We start from the raw sequence: 21,394 nt of genomic DNA, 5'->3' as shown, positions 1-21,394 counted from the left end.
GATTATGAGCTATTAACCTTGACAGCTCGATTGCTAAACAATCTGAGAAGCAAAAAAGTTTGAAAGAATCTAAATATTTATGGAAGGTTGCAGAAAATAATTGGGTATTCTTGCGGAAATAAAAAGGCGAAGTTAGAAATAATCTAACTTCGCCCTTATATAAAAACAATTGAAATCGTATAAATTTAAACTTGAAAAGCATAAAACGCTTTTCAAATTCTGATTATGCGTGTTTCAAAAGAGTTTGTTCCAATACAGATTTAGGGATATTACCACCTACTAATCTTTCTTTCAATTCACCATTTTTGAAAATCATTAAAGTAGGGATAGAACGGATACCTAAAGTTGCAGGAACTACTGAGTTTGCATCAACGTCCATTTTAGCTACTACTGCTTGACCATCTACGTCGTCAGCAAGAGCCTCTACAACTGGACCGATCATTTTACATGGTCCACACCATTCTGCCCAAAAATCTACTAATACAGGTTTGTCTGAGTTAATAAGCTCCTGAAAGTTTGCGTCAGTAGCTACTACGTAATTTCCCATTTTTTTAATCGTTATAGTTAATGTATTTCGTCAAAGTTAAAACATTTTATTCAACAATATTGGTTCACTTTGAAGGAAAATAATCTATGTCATAGAATGGAATTTGCTAACAAATTGGCATAGAGAACGTTATTCTAGGAGTTTTGCATACATTCCCGTTATCTTATCCATCTTCTGTAAAATGTTGCTTGTGACCTTAAACATCTGAGCAACATCCATTCCTTTATTCTCAAAAGTATAACAATTGTCTTTTGTACATCGTTCCTCAACTTCTCTCCAATCTGCAATTACGTTGGCCAGAGCATCGTCGATATCTGTAGTGTTAACCTCAGATATAATGAGTTTGCTAAAATTTTGCTGAATAAACTCTGCAAAAGATTTAATTTTTTCAGTTGGAAATTGCTCTGTAATTCCCCAAACATAAGCTGCATAATAAAAAGTGAGTCTTTGCGATAACATTCTTTGGCGACCAGCGGTATTGGTATTTTCGGCGATTGATAAAATGGTAGCTCCTTCCGAATTAGGTTGCTTCGGGAGAGTTCCAGCATATTCCACGTATGCCTTGACCAATTCGTCACAGGCTGTTAAAACAGAGGTATTTTTCTCTAATATCAAAACAGCATTATCCTTCGTTGTTTCAGCGCTAATGAGCTTTTTATATTCTTTCCACAAAACTTCCTCTTTTATCAGGTGTGCTTTGATTTTTTCTGATGGGGCAAAACCTGATAATACTTTGAAGTTTTCTTCAAAAAGAATGATAGAAGAAGCTCGCTCCTTAGTAGCTAGTTCGGTATGGATATTCATTCCAATATATACAAAATCTTTTGCCATCCTTTGGGTTAGCATACGTTGTTTGCCTGCTATATTGACAGCTGTGCCAAGCGAAATTTGATTGACAGCGTCAACGGATGTAGTATTTTGAGCTATCAAAAAAGTTAAATTCGAGATAGTGATAAGAAGTGCTAATATTATCGTTTTCATGGATATGGAGTTGGGGTTAATAATGATTGGTTAAGACAGAAGGTACTAAAAGCCAGCACCAAATCCTTCAAGGATTAGGTGATTTAGTTGTTACTTATAAGCGTGTTTTTTAAACTAATGCTCTGATTATAAAGTCGGTACCATTTTTTGGCTTCAGGAAGATTTTTCGGCGTATTGGGCGTGCCCTTAGTGTATAGATTGGCTAGCATCCATTGTGCTTCAGTATGCCCCTTTTGACCAACATCGGTGAGAATATCCAAAGCTTTGGGGAAATTGGCTTCAATCTGGTTTGCTCCAAACCAATATAATCTACCAAGTTGAAACCCCGCCTCCAGATTACCTACCCGATAAGCCATCTCAAAGTAATCCTTGGCAAGAAGTGCATTTTTGGGAATTTCGGATACTCCTGAAAGGTGTAATTTTCCAAGTTCTGTGGCAGAATCTGGGTCAGAATCATACAAATAAACTCGTTTGAAATACTTTTGAGCATTTAGAAAATCACCAGTCTCTTTGAAGCAAATTGCCAAATTCTTTAATGAGCTAGCCTTCATCAATGGAGTATCCTTGTAGTCGAGATACAGAGGAAACGCCATGTTATGTTGCCCAGATTTGAATAAAGAATCTGCCCTTAACAGGCCATCTTTGGCTATTCCGATTGTAAGAGTTGAATGTGCAACTGTCTTAACCTTGCTTTTTAGCTTTGGTTGAGATAGTTTTTTGTGAGAAGATTTTTTGGAATGATTTTTAGCAATGGAGGTACGTGCCTTCCGTTTGTTGACGGAAGACTTACGCAAAGTTTGTGCCTGAATATTGATGCTCCCCCAAGCTAACAATATCCACAGCATTTTTTTGTGCATAGGACGAAACGTATATAAGTAAAAATTAACAGAGTTAGCGTAAATATACCCAAGTGACCGAATAAGTCAAGTAGTTTGGGTAAGTAATTTTTGAGAAAATGATATAAATTTCTACCGAGAAATACTTACATAAAAATAGTCCAGTATTTTCTTCGATAGAGAAAATACTGGACTATTGAAAAGGACTTGTTTATTAATAATTCTCGTAATACTTACGAATTTTTCGAGTTAGCTGATCATAGATTGGTTTGGTAAATTCAGTGAATAGAATTTGTGGTGCTGGTGGCAACAATTCCTTGTTTTTGCAAAGATTCAATTGATCTTTGGTCAAGGCACGTTCATCGCCGTTGAAATTAGCCCACTCGTTTACCCACACAAAACTCCCAGGAATTTTATCTCTGTAAATAACTTGCTTAGTCTGAAAATCAATGATTTGCATATCCAAAATACCGTTTGAAGTAACCGTTTTACGACTTTTGGTATATTTGGCTGTTACTTTATTATAAACAGGTACTTTCTTGCCGTTTACAGTCGCTTCACCTACTTTCACACTATCCTTACTCGTAATATTTTCGGTATTGGTATTCATATAAGTTTGCCCAACCATGAACTCATCAAATTGCAAACGGATAATTTGTTGCGGTTTAAGTTTTATATCACTCGCTTGTTGAGGACCATAGAATTGTACGAAAATATTCATCTTAGGGTTTGTTCTTAAAAACTCATTCACCTTATCCTGAAAATATTCGTTACTCAACTGGTATAATTTTGAGGTAACCGTTACTTGTTCCACTACGACATTTACGGCAGCATACGAATAGGCATTATCCATTTTGTTGGAAACGTCTTTGTAACCTGGAATAATTTGAGACGCACGTTCAAAGTCTAAAAATGCTATTTTTGCTTCTTGACGATTTCCTTTGGCATTGCCTAAATGGAAATTTCCAGAATCATATCGGTCGGCCGCTGCCAAATTACGAGCAGCTTGTAGAGGCTCAACAAACTTTTTGCCATCGCCTATCACACGAATACAAGGGGGACAATTATCAATTGCCGAACCAAGTTGATTCATCGCATCGTACTCGGAGATGACTTTTTCCCAATGAAACGGTTCTGTAGATTTTTCCCAATTATTAACTCTACCCTGATGATAATTCAGTGCTAAGGGATAAGCTTCCTTGAGAACTTGTTGAGAGGTGCTATTGGTAGGGCTTTTTTGAAGTCTTTCGACGGCGGTATAAACAGCCTCGTCGAAATTTCCTTTTTCTAATGCTTTTTTTCCTGTTGAACAAGCCGTCAAGGCAATACCAAGAAAGATTGTATAAAGTTTCGAATTCATAGAGTTTTGATCCGAGTTCTAAAGTTTTGTAGGTCTATTAAAACTGCAAACTTTGTCAAGTTTCTTCAAATATCCTAGAATGCAAGGGTAAAATGAATAATCGGGATGTTATAATTGTTTAGTATATGTAAGAAACTGATAATCTTTGGCAAGATAAGAATATTCATATTCTCTTTCTTTAAAACGACCCACTAAAGCTGCGGGTTTGTTTTTGTTCATTACCCACGTTTTTAAATTAGGCTCGTAACTAATTTGTGTAATCGGAGAGATTCGCTGTTGATTGTAACCCAATAACGGAACTGGGCGATAAAGAAGTTCTATTTCTCCAGAGTTGAAAAATGATGCTAACCCTGACGCTGACAGTCTTCCATAATCACCGATAGGCACAACACTTTCTTTAATTTTAAAAGCAAAAGCTTTAACTAAAATTGGAGAATATTTTTCTGTTTCATTTATCACACGTTTTATTTTTCCGTCAACTTCTGAATCTGTAAACTTATTCACCTTCATAAACATTGGGAAAACGCGTTTGTCTGTAGATTGAATGTTTACCATTTTGTAAGAAAAAGTATCACTACCTCTATCGTACTTAAATGATTTCTCATCCAATCTTCTAGTCATGTTCAACATACCATCGTTGAAAGTAGAAACATCAGAAAAATATAAGTTTGAAAACAACTCTTCCAAATGTTTACTTTCCATTCCGAATACTTCTTCGGCTGACAACTCGCCACGGAAGTACTTTGTAACCTTACCTACTGACTGATTGTAAGACGTAAAAAACATCGGAGGTATTACTTGACCCACATTATCACGTTCAAACGACATAGCTGACTTCTGAATTAGATATTTCATCATATCATAAAGAATATCAATTTCAGAATCGTCGATTGTGTAAAGCATGTCAAACAAGCTTTCCTTTTTCTTATCCGATAAGTTTCTACCGTACTGAAGATTCATAGTTCCAATGTTTTTATTTTGACCAAACAAAATTGATTTGTCCAAAATAGAACCAGATAGTTTATCAGATTCTTTAATCTTACGCATTAAATCTTCAACGTTGTTCAAGGAATATCCGAAGTTGTCCATGTCTTTAGCAAAATAGTTACTAAAGCCGGTAAACTCACCTTTACGAGCTCCTTCTGAAAAAGAAAGAAAATACAAGAATAACTCAAAGTGTTTCTTTATTCGTTCGGGTTTATAAGTTTTGTCACCTTGCCCCGCTTCAGCTAAATAGGCTACTTTATCTGTAAACGAAGTATTCGCCGAAACAAAAACACCCTCTATGATTTTTTTAAATTTGTCAAACGTTTTTATGTTTGTTAAAATTCCCTTGATGTTATCTAAGTTTTTATTTTTATCTTTTTCTTTTTCGTAAGAACCGATTGTTTTTGCGTAAAAGAAACTCTTACCGATACGCTCAACCATTTGTGTGTAACCTTCGTCATCGGCCGGAATACCTTTTGTCAACTTGATAGATTGAATATCCGACATGTGATCACGTGACATGTCAGAATATTTTTCATACAATTTTTTAGTTACTCGGTTCGACAAATAAGAAACGATATGACTATAATCATCATAACCATTACTCTTAAGGAGATGTAAAATAATCTTACGCTCTTCTTCGTACTGGCCAAACAAAGTATGTTTTTTCTGACTCTCTCGGGCTTTCAAGTTCTGTGCAACGTCGGTATCAATTCCATCTAAACGTTCCATTAGCAAATACTTAATAACGTCGCTTCTTTTTTCTTGAAACGATGGGTTAAAAAGTAAAGCTTGCATACGAGGATCGTAAAACAAATCAGGTTTTAGTTGGGCTAAACGAATAATTAAATACATGTTTGATTCAAAACCATTTAGGTTTTTCTTTTCCAAGAAATCTAAAAGCTGATCAAGATTGAAATTTTTATTCAATTTAACGTCGTATTCTACTTCCTCAGAATCATCAAATACTTCCAGACCAGTTTCTTCATTATCCGCTTCATTTTCTGACTGCTCTTCACCGGCCGAACTTTCTAACATGAAAGAGTCAAATTCTGATTCGTCAATCTTAGATTTCAAAAATTCAACTAGGGCATTTTCAGCTTCTTGTGTATCTGCATAATTTCTCAATCTGGAAATATCCAAAACTTTTGATTTGGTATTTGCTCCAAACTGATTATAATACTCCTTATCATGTAAACCTTTATCAAATGCCTCTTCTAAAGAAGACGTTTTTTCCGTACTGTTTGAATTTCGAACTGCGTCAAACACATGATTTCCATTCCCAATTTGTTCACGGTTTCCTTTTATCAAAGCTTGAACAGAACGCAAACGTAAAGCAGTAGTCAATACTAGCGGGTCTAAGCCATGTGTAACAGATGAAATTACAGCACCCACGGTATCTAACGTGTAACCATAGCGAGAGTTTATCTGTTCTTTAGCCTCATCCGTTGCAATAGAAATAAACGTCGATAAAACGTCAAACAAACGAGTTACGTCTTTTCCAGTAAAAGCTAAACGTTTTAAATAAAAACCGTAGGCTCTTTTAACTACCTCACCGTCACGATTTATATTGTTAGCTTTAGAACCTAAATACTTACTTCTAGCAATTGCTAATGTAGCTTCGTTTACTGCGGAACCAATATTTTTTGCTCCGGTGGTATTAGCAGTTTTACCATTTTGTCTTTGCAAGATTGTATGCGTTGGAAATACCTTTTTGTTTTGCAATAAATTTTTATTGCCATCAAAAAACAATTTTAAATTTTCACCATTTGGCAGTGTCCAACTTTCATCTTGCATCTCATTTAAAACAGTCATTGATACTGGCGTTATACCAATTTGTTTCTGGACCGAATTACTTCCGAGCATAAGAATTTTAGCTGTTAGTAATTCATTATTTAGATACCCTTTGTGTTTTTTGTAAAACTCATTTTCAATGCTTTTAAATACTTCTTCAGGAGTCTGATTCTCAATTTTTTCAATGTACCCATATTTCTGGAGAAGGTTTATTAAAATGTCAGGTCTTTTGTTTTTGTAATATTTTAATTTGAAAGCCTTGAATTTTTCATTATGACGACAGCTTGCTTTATTATAATTAGTTCTTTGTTTTGAATCGATTAAACGAACCAAACTATCACGTTTCATGAAGCTGTAAAATTTATCAAGGTTTTTGATTGATAAGTTGAACGTGCCATCTTGATTTAGGAAATCTGAACTTGTAAACAAACTCGGATTAAGTCGGATAATATCGTCTATTTGTGAAACAATACCAGTGGCTGTAAGCAAGCGTCTTTGTTGAAAAAAAATATTTGATTTGCGGAATTCGATTCTGAAATCTGTCTTGAACTCTTTTTTTGTATCAATCAAGTAGCTAATAAATTGATCGGATAGAGAATATGAACCTTTTTTAACTTCTCCCCATTTGTAAAATATACCTTCTCGATAATACCCAGAATATCGATGACAGTATAGTTTATGAAAGCCAAAGTCAGCACCCGACAATGCGATGATTTCGCGCGCAACCATAATGTTCGAACCTTGGTAGGTTGGAGCATAGTCTACAATTTTTAATGCTGCAGCAGAGTGTTTATCTTGAGCAGGAATACGTGTTGCAAATACATTATTGTTTTCCTGCAATACATTTCCAGTTTCTTCGTAGTGCAAATGTTGCTCTTCGAAATGCGCAGGCATTATTGCCTCACTGTAAAAACCAGTGATAACACCTTCATCATTTACACTTGGAAGATTGTGACGTAATCTATCTTTTACGTAAATCGTAACTTCATCTTCCGATTCTTCATTTTCAAATAAAGAACTTACCGCTTTTAAATAATCTCTCTCTCCCGGAATTCTTCCTGTTTTACTTGCGTGCCAGTTGTAAAGCAATGATGACAAATCAACATCTTCTTTACGTTTTACAGTTGGTGTATTTTTTACTGTTACAACATCAAACGTAAAATAGTATTCACCTTCAGCATTTTTCTTACGGGTGATTTTTCGTGTTACAACATTTCCAAAATCTGAAACCAATGTGGCAGTATAACCATCAACCTTTTGTTTGAAGATTCTTTTTGAAGCCATAGCATTAAACATGCTAATAATTTTGTTTTTAACAGCTGGGAAATTTGGATCAGCCGCAGTTGCATCAAATTTAATCTGTTCAAAAAAATCAATTAGTTGTTTGTTACCTCCTGTTTCTTCTACTGAGCGTTTTAGAATATCATAAAGCCCGTCAAGCTTAACATTTATCTGCGATGGTGTAAGGTCTTCAAATTTTAAATTACCCACTCTTTCAACAAACTCCCTTTGAAACTGATCAAAACTTTCATCGGTACGTTTTGATAATAAGTCTTGATACGCTTTACGAAGTGTTTTTAAAGAAGTACCTAAAGCTTTGTACACTGGACCAATAAAACTAACACCGTCAATTTCTGAAATTTCATCATCGTCTACAATTTCGTTATCGACAATGTTTTGCATCTGAGTTGATTCAGAATTAGTAATTTTGTTGCTCGGATTTTCGGTCTGCTTACCTAAAAAATCATTGTCTTTATAGGTTACAAGTTCGTCTGTTTTGGCATACACTCCAGCGTTTAGGCCGTTTGGCGATTCTGAAATTTGTTTTCCCCATTCACGAATCTGATCATAATTAACTATATTTCTAGTTTTCAGTTTTGATGCCGAGGGTGGAGAAGCAATGTCAATATCACCATTTCTCATTACATGGTACAATGCTCGCTTATCTGGGTTGCTTACTGTATTTTCAAAAGTAATCATCTCTACAGCTGTTTTATCATAGCTGTCACCTTCAAAACCTTGTAGTTTTAAAACGTTAATCGCTTCGTGTCGAGTAATCAAACCTTCCTCTCCAAACAACATTTCAAAAGGAATAGCGCGTCCTTTGCGCAAATCCATCAAAATACTTTCTTGTTTAGGTGTGAGCTGACCCAACCCAAAAAGAATTTTCTGCATACCTCTTTCTGTCACGATAAACTGACCATCGGCATGTTCAACTTCTTTTACCACATATTCGTTTTTATTGGCATCCCAAATTAAAACTTCATCTTTTGGTTCTGAAAAAATCAAATGTTTTCGAGTTTCCCACGAAAACGTTGGTGAATTTTCTAAACCGAAATGTTCCAATTCGTAATCTTCATAAAACAAATTTGTGTCTGCGTTTCTAAAAGAACAAGATACTGTTCCACCGATCGCCCCACGGTAACGTTTCCAAGTATCTGAGTTTTTGACTTCGGTTGATTTAAACGTAACCGCAGAATCCCCAAAACGCAATTGATTGTAATAGTGCATTTTGATAAAATCTTCAAATACAACCGCTTTCAATTCCGCTAATTGTTTGGCTTCTACAACATGTGGAAGTTTTAGAAGGTTTGAAATATAAGTTCCGTTCTTTTGAGGAATCAAAAATTTCTCATCTATCATTTCCTGCATAAATGAATCAAGGAACGTGTTTATAAAATCACCAGATGATTTTGCAACTGCACCTTGAATCATTGAAAAACTTATATCACCTCCATCTTCAATTTTGTCAATTAGATAATTTTCGATTTCTAGCATTTTAGCATGATCAAAAATACCTAACACGTCATTTGTAAAACGAATAGATTTAATGTTTCTACTTTTTTTATTTGAATGTCTTTCTTTTAAAACGTCCTCCCAAGTAAAACTGTCAAATCCTTTCGTAACACCTTTGCTACCTTCTTTTAACTGTTGAAGATAGTGGGCAATTCTAGCAAATTCTGATTCTACAATTGAACTTGTCAACTTTTGCATCAATTGATAATTCAAATCGACTTTACCGTCTTCAGTAGTTATTAAAAGTTTGTTTGATAAATCAGGCAAAGTAATAGTGTGTGAAGTAGAAGAGGCTTCATTCACACCTAAATTAGAACGATTGAACCTTACCCCGCCCAATGAACCTGAACGATCAAGTAACATGTTTACCATGGTAAGCAAATACGTTCTTTCGTCCATGTCTTTAAATAAAACACCTTCACCAGAACCCTGTGTTTTTTTGGCAGAATCAATGCCTTCAACTTTGGCAAAGGGGCGTATCTGTTCAAATGCAACTACCATTGAACGAACATACTCCAGATACTCTTTGTGTGAATCTGCTAAATTTTTACTTTCCAAATCAGAAAGTATCTTAGAGATTTCTTCCGGGTTCTGTAAAAACAAATTGTTTTGTAATGCAATTTTATGAACTTGGTCTAAATCAAAAAGATTTAGGAATCCGTTTCTAAGTAAATCAATACGTGAGATAGTACCTTCCTCTACTTTCTTCATCATTTCTGTTGAAAACGCAGATTTGATTTTATCGTAAAGAGCAGTACCGCTTTTGCCCACAGCCAACGCTTTTATTTTTTTAGCTAGATGTCTTGATCGTCCTGACAAATCAACGTTAAAACGTAAAGCATACGAACCCTCTTGATATTCAAACACCTTATCACCGTTACCGTTTTCGTAAGATGAAACTGAAATAGACTCATCAAAATAACTATTTCCTTTGGCCACATTTCGCATTCCTTTTTTGGCTGCACTGTGCGCATTATTAAAAAAGTTTGATTTGACAGTGGAATCTCTAACTCCGTTTATAAAATAGATAAAGTTAGTATTACTGTTTTTTTTAAAACGAGAAAATAACAATTCGTCTTTTTCTAAATTAAACGAGTTTAACAACATCATGTCATTTGCAAATACGCGTTTAAACCTTTCGTATTTTACAATTCCTTCATCGGTTTTGTTAGCTTGTAAAGAGTCTTTTATTTCACGTAGCAAAGAATACTTTATGTAATTTGCGGAAAGAGTTACGCCAATATTTCTTTCAAAAACCTCTTTAGTATTACCCACCAAATCGTAAAACATGTTAACCAGTTCAGAATCTGATTCGACACTTAAAGCTCGAAGTTTGTTTATATCCGAAGAATAGGATTCCGCTAAACTATTTATAGCTTTTTTAAATTTTTGAGAATTTTCAACTTCTGAAACTTCAACAGGATTAGGGTTTAAGAATTTATACAATATTGTATCAAACGCATTAGCCCAGTTTTTAATTTGCCACTCTATCGCAGAATTACTGTTAGCATCGTTAACGTAAATTTCAGAATCAGTAGGACTTCCATCTTTCATCTTACCTGCATTTGAATCTTTAATATTCAAATAGTTCATTTGAATATTAAATTTCATAAACGCTTTCAGGATTTGACGAAACATCATTTTTGTTTCTGACGAAGTACCAGGTAAAAATTCAACTCGTCCAAAAGCTAACGAATTTTCATTAATACCATACTGACGAACTAGGCTTTGAAATAGAACTTTTACATTCTGATTATCTTGTTTAATAGTTTCTGTTTTTTCAGAAACCATTGAATTGTAAGTACGTTCTCTCGGGTTGGCTAATTCGTAAAGTTTTAAGAAACCTTCTTCTTCATTCAAAGAGTTTCCAGCAACTTTTAAAGCTCCGTAATATGCGTGATTTATTTCTAGCGGAGTAATTATTGGAAGTGTATAATTTAGCTTGTTAGATACCGCAAACGATTGGTACTCTCTTTCACTTTCAGGTAGGTTTATTTCGTAGTATAAACTGTAAATAAAACCCCTTGCCATTTGACTAAGAGATTCCAAAGGGTCAATTTGATTAGGAGCTCTATCCCAACGCTCATAGTGACCTTCAACACCGTCTTCGGCAGCATCCACCTCAGACTCATCAATTGCATTAGTTTTGTTGATTTGGTTTACAATACTATGATATTCTTTTACTGATTCTAAAAAGTCTTCGTTGTAGAAACCACTTTCCGCATCATCAGCGTTCATATTAAAACCGACTACATTCAGCAACTCTAATTGAAAGGGTGTAAGTTCTTGTTCCGATGTTTCAGTAAAAAAGTCAGGATAAAACTCTCTAAATTGCAATTTAGAATTGTGCCCTTGCTTATGTACAAGATCAATGAAAAAATTTTCAAAGTTTTGAATGAAAGAATCAGATTGTTCATATTCGCCTGCTTTAAAAAACGTTGAAGCATTTTTCTGATATATGTGGTACATTTTCACAATCCATTTTTTAGTTTCGGAATCTTCCAAAAATAAAGGTTTGTATTCTATACCTTCAGATGTATTTATCTCTTCAAACGCATACGCAATTCTTACTTTTTTAACAGTAAGATCTTCGTTACGATTTACAATTTTTTGTTTTGCAAAAGAACCATTTTCTATTTTACGAAACAATCCAGCTAGTTTTGATTCATTTACAAACAAGCGACGTACCGCACTTGCCAAGCTGTAAAGTTTTTGAAGAAACTTTCCAACAACAGATCCGTACTTTTTTTCATACGAGAACTTTGGCTTATTCATGTGTTTGGCAAATTCATCTGCTAAAAATTCTTCAACAATAACATTGTCAAAATCTTCTTTGGAAAGATTTGCGTATGCAGGGTTTGCTTTATGTGGTGCAATGAAATCTTCAAAAGCTATTTTGTTAGCTTCTAAATAGGAATGTAATAATACAACTCCTTCCTTTAAAATCTGACTTTGTTCAGAAGGTTTCAACATGGTATTAAACACTGCGTGAAAAGCTTCGTGATAAGCCACGTGAGTATTTGAAAATCTATTTAGATAGATTACATTTTTGAAAAATGCACCTAGTGTCTGAGCATCGTAATTTTCCAAATTCTTAATGTCGGAAATTGAAATAAAACTTGGTAGAATTGGAGCTAATAATTTAACGATGTGTTTCATTTGCAGAATGTAAACCTAAATCACTTTTTAGTTTTAAAGTTGTGAAGTAAGTAAAAATGTAACTTTAATTAAAATATTCTTATTTGAAATAGTAATGGTTTAGAAAAAATATCAAATTATTATCGATGTTGTGTTTTGAATTACTGCTGATAATGCTTTTGATAAAAACTCTTTTCTACTTCAGATGGATTTTGTGGTTGTTTATTTCTTGAAAAACGATTTCTATGTGAAAAATACATATCTAAAAAATCATTTCCATTGACCGTCAGAATGACCACATCTGGCTCAGCAAATTGAGCTTTTTCTTTATACAAGCTCACATAATCGTCAATTGAATACCCCCAGTTGGCGGCATTCAACATTTCTTTGTCAGGAAAAGCAGTTTGCAGGAGGTTGGTACCAATATTTTTATTATCCAAAAAAGGAAAATACATTTCCGAATCTCCCAAGAACAAAATACGTTGTTTGGTTTTAGTGCTTGATACATCAGTATCCATTCTCAAACCTTGGGCATTGGTTTTTACACGGTAAGGAAGACCTTTTCCTCCATCTAAAATTTCATCATTTGAGGGAAATAAATCCCCAAACGTTTCTGGCTTTTCTGCAAACGTCTTCGTTGATTTTACAGTACTGAATTGTTTTATGATGGGTGTTAATTCTTCAGCAATAATTTTAGCGCCTTCTTTTGACCAGTGACCGTCCTTGGGGAGTTGCGTAACTACTTTTGGGTCTTGATTGGCTAGTTTTTGTGTTAAATCATAAAAAGGGACCTGTAATTCTTTGGCATATCCTTCTACCAACTCTTTGCCAAGACGATTACTTTTGGTCAAACTTTCGCCCACTTCTGGACTTAAAAAGGTAATTATTAGCTGTGCTCCGTTTGAGCTAACAGCTTTTTGAAGTTCTACTAACTGGTTTTTATAGCGTGTCTTAAGTTCATTGTACACTTTTGTGGAAAGTGTGTCATCCTCAAGAATTTCTTCTCTTGGAATTTCAGGATATTCAGCTTGTACGGTTTCTTTTAAATTGGTCGTTTGCGTTTCAGTCGTTTGTTTTTTGTCGCTACAAGCCATTATCATAACTCCTGTTGCAAAAGCAAAAGCCAAATTTGTTTTTTTCATCATGTCAAAACTGTTTTAACGGGTTGGTAAGTAATCGTGCAAAATTACATTTAATAAATTTTAAATATAATACGTTGATAATTAAAGCTTTATATTCACAATTCATAACTCATAATTCTGCACGATTACTTAAGTATTAGTGCCGAATTGGGAGTTATGAATTATGAATGTAATTTTGTGATTATCAGTTTTTTACATTTAAAATTCATCGGCTCTTATTCTACACAATTACTAAATTGATTAATCTATTATAGTCTGTAATATTAAAATTTAAAGTATATATACTCGGTGGGATTTTGAGTTGGCCACATCCAGTAAATAACACTGATAACACTGGCGTAAATGACCAATCTAATTGACAGCGACCATCCAAAAATATCAGCAGGATGCTTCTTATTTCTCTGTAACCATTCAACAAACACTATCATTGCTGATAAACCAAGTCCCATTATTCCGATATCTGGGATAGAAAAGTCATTGAGTTTAAACATGTCTTGATAGTAGGTAATGGCAGTAGCAAAGTCGGGAGACCTGAAAAACACTCTCGTAAAAGCGATAGATAAAAAAACTAAAAGCATCGAGAAAAAGCCTTTCATGCCATATTGGGTATCATTTTTCTCTCTCGTCCAACCTGTCAAAATTGCCAATATGAATAAAAGTCCGTTGAAACTTCCCCACAGAATAAAGTTGGCGTTGGCACCATGCCAAACACCGCTCATAAAAAATACGATAAAGATATTGACCATATATTGCCACTTGCTGCTACCTCTACCGCCTAACGGAAGGTATATATACTCCTTGAGCCAAGCACTGAGTGATAAATGCCATCTACGCCAAAATTCGTCTATTGTTCTTGAAATAAATGGGGAGTTGAAATTCGCATTGATTTTGATACCAAAGAGTTTGGCAATTCCCCAAGCCATATCTGAGTATCCAGAAAAATCCATATAAACCTGAAAGCTATAGAGGACAATGGCAAGCCAGAGGTAAATAAATCCTAGTTCGCTATGGTTATAAAAGATATAGTCTACAGGCTTAGCTAATAACCCAGCCACGATTACTTTTTTAAATATTCCCCATAAAATGCGCTGAGTAGCCTCCTCAACAGAAGTGATTGAAATACTTCTCGATTGGCTATATTGAGGAAGATCTTTGTAAGCAATAGGAATCGGACCAGACAGAAGTTGCGGAAAGAAAGACAAATAAGCTCCTAGGGTAACGGGGTTAGTGACAGGCGATATTTTTTTTCGGTAAATATCTACCAGATAACTAGAGGCAGCCAAAGTGTAATAAGAAAGCCCAATGGTGGAGGCAAACTTATAGATTGACAGTGTACCTGAAAAATCACCCAACAGCCAGTTGTAATATTTCGCAATAAATAGTTGTGAGAATATGAGAAAAAGACCAAGCCATAGGATGGTTTTTCTTTGCTGAAAATGCTCTAAAGCATTACCGAGCGACCATGTTATCAGCGATATTACAGCCCACAAAGCACAAAGTTTAAGGTCGACCTGTGCATAGAAATATAGACTTCCGACAAGGAGAGTGATATTTTGGAGTTTGAAGTTAGCCTTAAAAAGCCAATAAATAGGACATATTACGCCAAAGAAATAAATAAAATTAATCGAGTTAAACGGCATACGTTAAGTTTGTGTGTTATAATTTAGTAAGGTATGGTTCTTTATTACAATGACTGAAAAAGAATGACGAGCGTTGCCTAGAATAAAATTTACTATTTTGGAAGGGTGCAAGAAGCGAGTATAGATAAGCTATTGAATAGGTAGAACAAAGAAAAAAACACGCAAAAAAAATGCCAATAAAAAAAGGAATGACAATTGTCATTCCTTTTTTACTTATTTCTTTCCAAATTTTCCTCCGAAGAAATCTCCAACATTCCAATCTGGTGACTTGGAGTCTTGTGCTACATAGTAGCCAATCAAATAATTTACTTTTACATGAGTGGCTGCTGCATCAAAGTCAAAGGGTTGAGACATATCGTCTTGTGGTGTGTGATAGATGGTGCTTCTCCAACCAACGTCAGATTTGCTTCTATCAATCGTGTCACTTGGGACAGTTTTAAAACCGCTTTTTATAAATAAGGCTGGAATACCTTTTTTGATAAAACTAAAATGGTCGCTACGAATAAATACCACTTGCTCTGGAAATGGATCTGAACTAATGCCCAATCCTAAAATCTTCGCCGTTTTTTCTACTTGCTGATTCAAACTTGAATGTTGTGCACCATAAGGCACAATATCCAAAACAGGGTGGAAGAAGAACGGCATATCAATCGCCAAATCGGCTACGATTTTTCCATTGAGTGGACTATTACTAGCAAAATAATCAGAACCAAGCAAGCCGAATTCTTCACCTGTAACGATGGTGAAAACAATGGAACGCTTTGGGGCTTCTGGTAAATTTTTAAACGTTTGAGCAATTTCCAATAAAATGGCAACACCCGAAGCATTGTCATGCGCACCATTGTAAATAGAATCACCTTTCACTGGAGCTCCAATACCAAAGTGGTCAAGGTGTGCTGTGTAAACGATATATTCGTCTTTTAGCTTTGGATCAGAACCTTCGATGATTCCTACCAAATTTGAACCTGCTACTGAAGTAAATTGGGTATTCACTTTAATCGTTGCCTGAATATTGAGGTCAAAAGACTCGGCTTTACTAGCTTTGGTACTTTCTACTGCCGAAGCAAATGTTTTTCCTGATTTGGCAAATAGTTTCTCAGCTTTGTCAGGATTAAAAGTAGCTACAGCTTTCAAGGCAGGGAAGGCATCGTTCGGCTGTCCTTCTTTGTTTAACCATTTGAAAGTCCCTTGTTTAGTTCTGCGAACGGTAGCTTCCCAAGTAGAACGCTTATCGTTAGGGAAGTTTACAGCGATAACGCCCACCGCGCCACGTTTGATAGCTTCGTTATATTTTACAGGGTTTGTTGTAAAATAGGCTCTTTGATTGGAAGGAAAACTTTCTGGGGCTGCATTGAAAAATACGACAATTTTGCCTTTTACATCAATTCCTTTATAGTCGTCATACTGCATTTCTGGCGCTGAAATACCATATCCTACAAACACCAGCGGTGCGGATACAGACGATTCAGATTGGGGCATATACGGACTAGCGATAAACTCTTGACCATAAGTCAAAGTTTCTTCTCCCAGCGTCATGGTTGTAAGTTTTTCACTCACGATTCCTTTTTTCAAAGGCACAGGCTGTAAATAACCGCCGTCTGGCATAGCTGGTTTCAAGCCGATGCGCATCATTTGAGTTTCTACAAATTTTGATGCAACCGAAAAGCCTCTTGTACCAGGTTGACGACCTTCGACCAAGTCATCTGCCAAAAAAGTCATGGTCGCTTTGATAGCATTAGGATTGATATTTTTTAAGTTTTTCACTTCTGGACCACCTTTTTGTCCGATAGCCGAAAAACCCAAAAGACAAGCCATGGCGCTTGCCGAAAGAAAAGATAATTTCATTGGTTTTTGTGTTGACGATTTTATGAAAATAATTTAGTTTGATTTACAAAGATACAAGATTTAGTCCACGGGTACTGCCGTTGTATACTTAACATGATGAAGCACCACCGTACTACTATGCACCTTTATGGAAGGAATTTCGGCCATTCTGCGTAAAAAACCATCATACTCTTTGATGTCTTTGACATATACCTTGAGCTGATAATCCACCGTACCAGCCAAGTGATAGCACTCTATTACTTCTGGCATATGTTGTACGATTTGTTCAAAAGTATCGATGTTCTCATGGGTATAAATGGGCATGGATATGTTGCAGAAAACCACCTGTCCACGACCAGTTTTTTCGGGGTTGACTAAGGCAACGTACCCTGAAATAATACCCTCTTTTTCCAACCTTTTGATTCGCTCAAAAACAGGCGAGGTGGTCAGATTCAACATTTCGGCTAATTCTTTAATGGTTAGTTTGGCATTTTGCTGTAATAACTGAAGAATTTGTTGGTCGGTCGAGTCCAGCATAATATTCTGTTTAATAATTTAATTGTATGTTAATAAAGCAAAATATGCTTATTTTTTTGAAAATGACAAAAATTAGTAGCATGATTTTTATTAAATTAAAGAATAAAATATAAATTTCGAATAAGTAATCAGCATAAACATCTGATAAAATGCCTCTAAAAAGAAACTTGTTATGGCTGCTTATGGCAGTGCTTTATCCTTTTTACAGGACGACTGCCCAGCTGACTCCTCAGAAAATTGTCCAAGTGGATAGTGCTATGCGTGTACTACATGCTCAAGGTCAATTTAGTGGAGTGGTTCTTTTGTCTGAAAAAGGAAAAATCAAGTTTCAAAAGGCGCTCGGATACACGGATTACTTACAGCGCAATGCGCTAGATGCGGCTCAGCCCTTCAATCTTGCCTCAATTACTAAACAATTCGTAGCCACGATGACTATGAAACTCTTTGAGCAAGGGAAATTGGAATATGACCAGCAGGTTATCAATTTTATTCCAAATTTCCCTTATCAAGAGATTACTATTCGTCACCTACTGACGCATACTTCTGGTTTGCCAGAATATTTTGATTTGGCCATGAGTCATCTCAATACCTTAGATACTCTTACCAATGATAAGCTCATTCAATTACTGGTTGAAAAACATCCTCCGCTCAATTTTGCCTCAGGAACAAAATGGGAGTATTGTAATACAGGTTATTTGCTTTTGGCAAGTATTATTGAAAAAGCATCAGGAACTTCTTTTGAACACTTCTTCAGCACTCAAATATCCCAACCTTTTGGACTAAAAAACACTTTTGTTTATTTTCTGAATGGTCCTAATCAAAACAGAAAACATGTTTTAGGTTTTGAAAGAAAAAATGGGAAAGTCATTTCCAATGACCTCATTCGTTTGGATGGGGTTGTTGGCGATGGCAATATCTATGCAAGTGCAGAGGATTTGAATAAATGGATTCAATTGGTGACTGAGAACAAGGTGCTTAAACCTGCCACTTGGGCTGAAGCTTTCAAACCTGTTCAACTCAAAGATGGCACAACTTATCCGTATGGTTTTGGTTGGGGAATTACCGAAAATGGATTTGAACACACAGGCTCATGGGTTGGTTTTCAAAATGCTATTTACAGAAATAACAGAACCCAGACAACTGCCATTTTGCTATCAAATGGTACAAACCCAATTTTTAGAAATATTCTCAAAAAAATACTTGCGGGTCAACCTTTTCATTTACCCAAAACACATTTAATCAAAAATATCAAATTGATAGATGGCACAGGTTTACCTAGTCAACAAGTTCAGGTTAGGATTAAAGATAATAAGATTTGGGAAATTGGCAAATTAGAGCCTTTTGATGGCGAGACTGTCACCGATGGAAATGGACAAATCTTGGCACCAGGCTTTATTGATTCGCATAGTCACCATTTTGGAAGTTTGGATAAAACGCCAACTGCTATCCCAATGCTTAGTCAGGGAATTACCACGATTGTTATAGGACAAGATGGTAGTAGTTATGTCATGGATAGTTTGAGCAAATGGATGCAAGAAAAACCTGTTGCAGTTAATGTTGCATCATATACAGGTCATGCGACGCTCCGACAGAAGGTAATGGGACCGCGAGGTTTGTATCGAACAGCCAAATCTGAGGAGGTGGATAAAATGAAAATCTTGTTAGAAAGTGAACTTCAAAAGGGTTCTATCGGCTTGAATACAGGTTTAGAATATGAATCTTCCTTTTTCTCGAATCGTGATGAAGTCCTTGCACTAGCCAAAGTTGCTGCCAAAAACGGTGGACGATATATGAGTCATATCAGAAGTGAGGATATAAATCTGACCGAAGCAATCGACGAAATTATTGACATAGGCAGAGAAGCAAAAATTCCAGTTCAAATTTCTCATGGAAAAATAGCCCTTCGTTCTCAATGGAAATCTGCACACGAAATATTAGCGAAACTTCAAGAAGCTAGAGCCGAAGGCATTCAAATTACGGCTGACTGCTATCCATATACTTTCTGGCATTCGACCTTAAGAGTACTTTTTCCTAAAAGAGATTATACCAATCTTGAGAGTGCCCAGATGGCAACCGAACAGCTTTTTGACCCTAAAGAATCTATCATAGTTCGTTTTGCTCCGAATAAGACTTATGCTGGCAAAACGCTTGCAGAAATTGCTGGTTTACGTAGAAAAACAGAAGCTCAAACATTGATGGATTTGGTAGCCGAAGCGGAGGAGTTTGATAAGAAAAACCCTGATTATGACGAAGGAATAGAAGCCATCATGGGCAAATCTATGGACGATGAAGATGTGGAGGCCATATTGGCTTGGCCACATACGAATATCTGTTCAGATGGAGCAGGAAGTGGACATCCGAGAGGGCATGGGGCTTTTACGAGAGTACTAGGTAAATATGTTCGAGAGAAAAAACTATTTTCTTGGGAAACAGCCATCTATAAAATGACAGGACTAACAGCCGAAAATCTTGGTATCCAGCATAGAGGGCTTATCAAACCAAATTATTTCGCCGACATGGTACTATTTGACCCAGAAACAGTTGTAGATCATGCAGATGTGAAAAATCCTAAAGCAATATCATCAGGTATCAAAATGGTTTGGGTCAATGGTGAATTGGTTTGGCAAGATCAAAAGCCTACAGGAAAATTATCTGGACAAATGATTAAACGATAACATTCATTTTTCACCTTAATATCTAATCCTAAAAGGGCAATCGCATTCATTTGCTTTTGCCCTTATTTAAACTCCCTATCACCTCACAAACATGAACAAAGCGATAGTATTAACCAACGGTTTATTAGAAACAAACGACGCCAAAACGGCACATGGCTTAATAAGAGGTACCGAGCGATTCGAAATCGTTGGTGTAATCGATACGCCTAAATTGTCGGGCAAAGATGCTGGAGAAGTTTTGGATGGAAAACATCGAAATATACCAGTGTTTGGTTCTTTGGAAGAAGCTATTGAACAATTGTTAGAGATTCATTATTTAATCATTGGTGTGGCAACTGTAGGCGGAGTATTGCCTCCAGCCATGGTTGGAATTGTAGAAAAGGCCTTGGGAACAGGTATTTCTGTGGTAAATGGACTTCATGAGTATTTGACTGACAATCCTGTTTTTGTCAAATTAGCAGCGGAAAAAAACTTGGAACTCATAGATATTCGTAAGCCCAAGAAACGCCTGGATTTACATTTTTGGACGGGAGAAATTAATCAAGTAGATGTGCCAATTGTGGCAGTTATGGGTATGGATTGTGCCTTAGGAAAACGTACTACAGCCAGATTATTACGCCAATGTGCCGAACAAAAAGGGATCTCCGCAGAAATGATTTATACGGGTCAAACGGGTTGGTTACAAGGCGGAAAATACGGATTTGTATTTGATTCTACTCTCAATGATTTTGTTTCGGGAGAATTAGAACATGCCATTGTTACTTGTTGGAAAGAAGCTAAACCTGCCTTTATTTTGCTCGAAGGACAATCTGCCTTAAGAAACCCAAGCGGTCCTTGCGGATTTGAGTTCATTATTTCAGGAAATGCTAAAAAGGTTGTATTAGTCCACGCACCCAAGAGAAAATATTATGATAATGATCCCCACTGGGGCGAAATACCTAGCGTGAGTTCAGAAATTGAATTAATACAAAAACTAGGAGCAGAAGTGATAGCTTTGGCACTGAATACGGAAGACTGTACCAAAGAAGAATATCTAGGATTTAGAGATAGCTACCAAAAAGAATTAGGAATCCCTGTCATTTTACCCCTTCAAGATGGGGTAGAGGAGGTTTTAAAGCTAATTTTAAACTAACCGTA

11 protein-coding genes are annotated in these 21,394 nt (G+C 35.9%); 2 read left to right on the top strand and 9 right to left on the bottom strand.

Annotated features, from left to right (window positions below; genetic code table 11):
- Window positions 1–223: 223 nt before the first annotated feature.
- From trxA to QM481_RS04730, 9 genes are all read right to left on the bottom strand, one after another.
- Entirely contained in the window at window positions 224–547 is a 324-nt protein-coding gene (gene trxA / locus QM481_RS04770; RefSeq protein ID WP_095163746.1) for a thioredoxin, read from the bottom strand.
- A 129-nt stretch (window positions 548–676) separates the two neighbouring features.
- Window positions 677–1,528 carry a type IV pili methyl-accepting chemotaxis transducer N-terminal domain-containing protein gene (locus tag QM481_RS04765; RefSeq protein ID WP_283380835.1) on the bottom strand — a complete coding sequence of 284 codons (852 nt, stop codon included), beginning with the start codon at window positions 1,526–1,528 and terminating at the stop codon, window positions 677–679.
- An 83-nt stretch (window positions 1,529–1,611) separates the two neighbouring features.
- Window positions 1,612–2,373, bottom strand: a complete 762-nt coding sequence (locus tag QM481_RS04760; RefSeq protein WP_283380834.1) for a tetratricopeptide repeat protein — start codon at window positions 2,371–2,373, stop codon at window positions 1,612–1,614.
- 205 nt (window positions 2,374–2,578) lie between these two features.
- Window positions 2,579–3,724: a hypothetical protein gene (locus QM481_RS04755; protein WP_283380833.1), complete on the bottom strand. Its 1,146-nt coding sequence runs from the start codon at window positions 3,722–3,724 to the stop codon at window positions 2,579–2,581.
- 108 nt (window positions 3,725–3,832) lie between these two features.
- Window positions 3,833–12,460: a hypothetical protein gene (locus tag QM481_RS04750; protein WP_283380832.1), complete on the bottom strand. Its 8,628-nt coding sequence runs from the start codon at window positions 12,458–12,460 to the stop codon at window positions 3,833–3,835.
- Window positions 12,461–12,600: 140 nt separating this feature from the next.
- Window positions 12,601–13,584, bottom strand: coding sequence for an SGNH/GDSL hydrolase family protein (locus tag QM481_RS04745; protein ID WP_283380831.1), 984 nt, complete (start codon window positions 13,582–13,584; stop codon window positions 12,601–12,603).
- A gap of 260 nt (window positions 13,585–13,844) precedes the next feature.
- The gene (locus QM481_RS04740; RefSeq protein WP_283380830.1) at window positions 13,845–15,221 is read right to left on the bottom strand and encodes an MBOAT family O-acyltransferase; all 1,377 of its coding nucleotides are present in this window, start codon (window positions 15,219–15,221) and stop codon (window positions 13,845–13,847) included.
- A 213-nt stretch (window positions 15,222–15,434) separates the two neighbouring features.
- Window positions 15,435–17,066 (bottom strand): M28 family metallopeptidase, encoded by a 1,632-nt coding sequence (locus QM481_RS04735; RefSeq protein ID WP_283380829.1) that lies wholly within the window; start codon window positions 17,064–17,066, stop codon window positions 15,435–15,437.
- Window positions 17,067–17,126: 60 nt separating this feature from the next.
- Window positions 17,127–17,582 (bottom strand): Lrp/AsnC family transcriptional regulator, encoded by a 456-nt coding sequence (locus tag QM481_RS04730; protein ID WP_283380828.1) that lies wholly within the window; start codon window positions 17,580–17,582, stop codon window positions 17,127–17,129.
- A gap of 149 nt (window positions 17,583–17,731) precedes the next feature.
- On the opposite strand from QM481_RS04730, the gene QM481_RS04725 reads away from it, so the two are divergent.
- Both QM481_RS04725 and QM481_RS04720 read left to right on the top strand, forming a co-directional pair.
- Window positions 17,732–20,257, top strand: coding sequence for a serine hydrolase (locus QM481_RS04725; protein ID WP_283380827.1), 2,526 nt, complete (start codon window positions 17,732–17,734; stop codon window positions 20,255–20,257).
- A 91-nt stretch (window positions 20,258–20,348) separates the two neighbouring features.
- Window positions 20,349–21,389, top strand: a complete 1,041-nt coding sequence (locus tag QM481_RS04720) for an N-acetyltransferase DgcN family protein (protein ID WP_283380826.1) — start codon at window positions 20,349–20,351, stop codon at window positions 21,387–21,389.
- Window positions 21,390–21,394: the final 5 nt, after the last annotated feature.

Source organism: Flectobacillus rivi (assembly GCF_030056655.1).
GTDB lineage: Bacteria > Bacteroidota > Bacteroidia > Cytophagales > Spirosomataceae > Flectobacillus > Flectobacillus rivi.
Note: the sequence above shows the minus strand (reverse complement) of the source record. Positions and strands in the feature narration are given on the sequence as shown.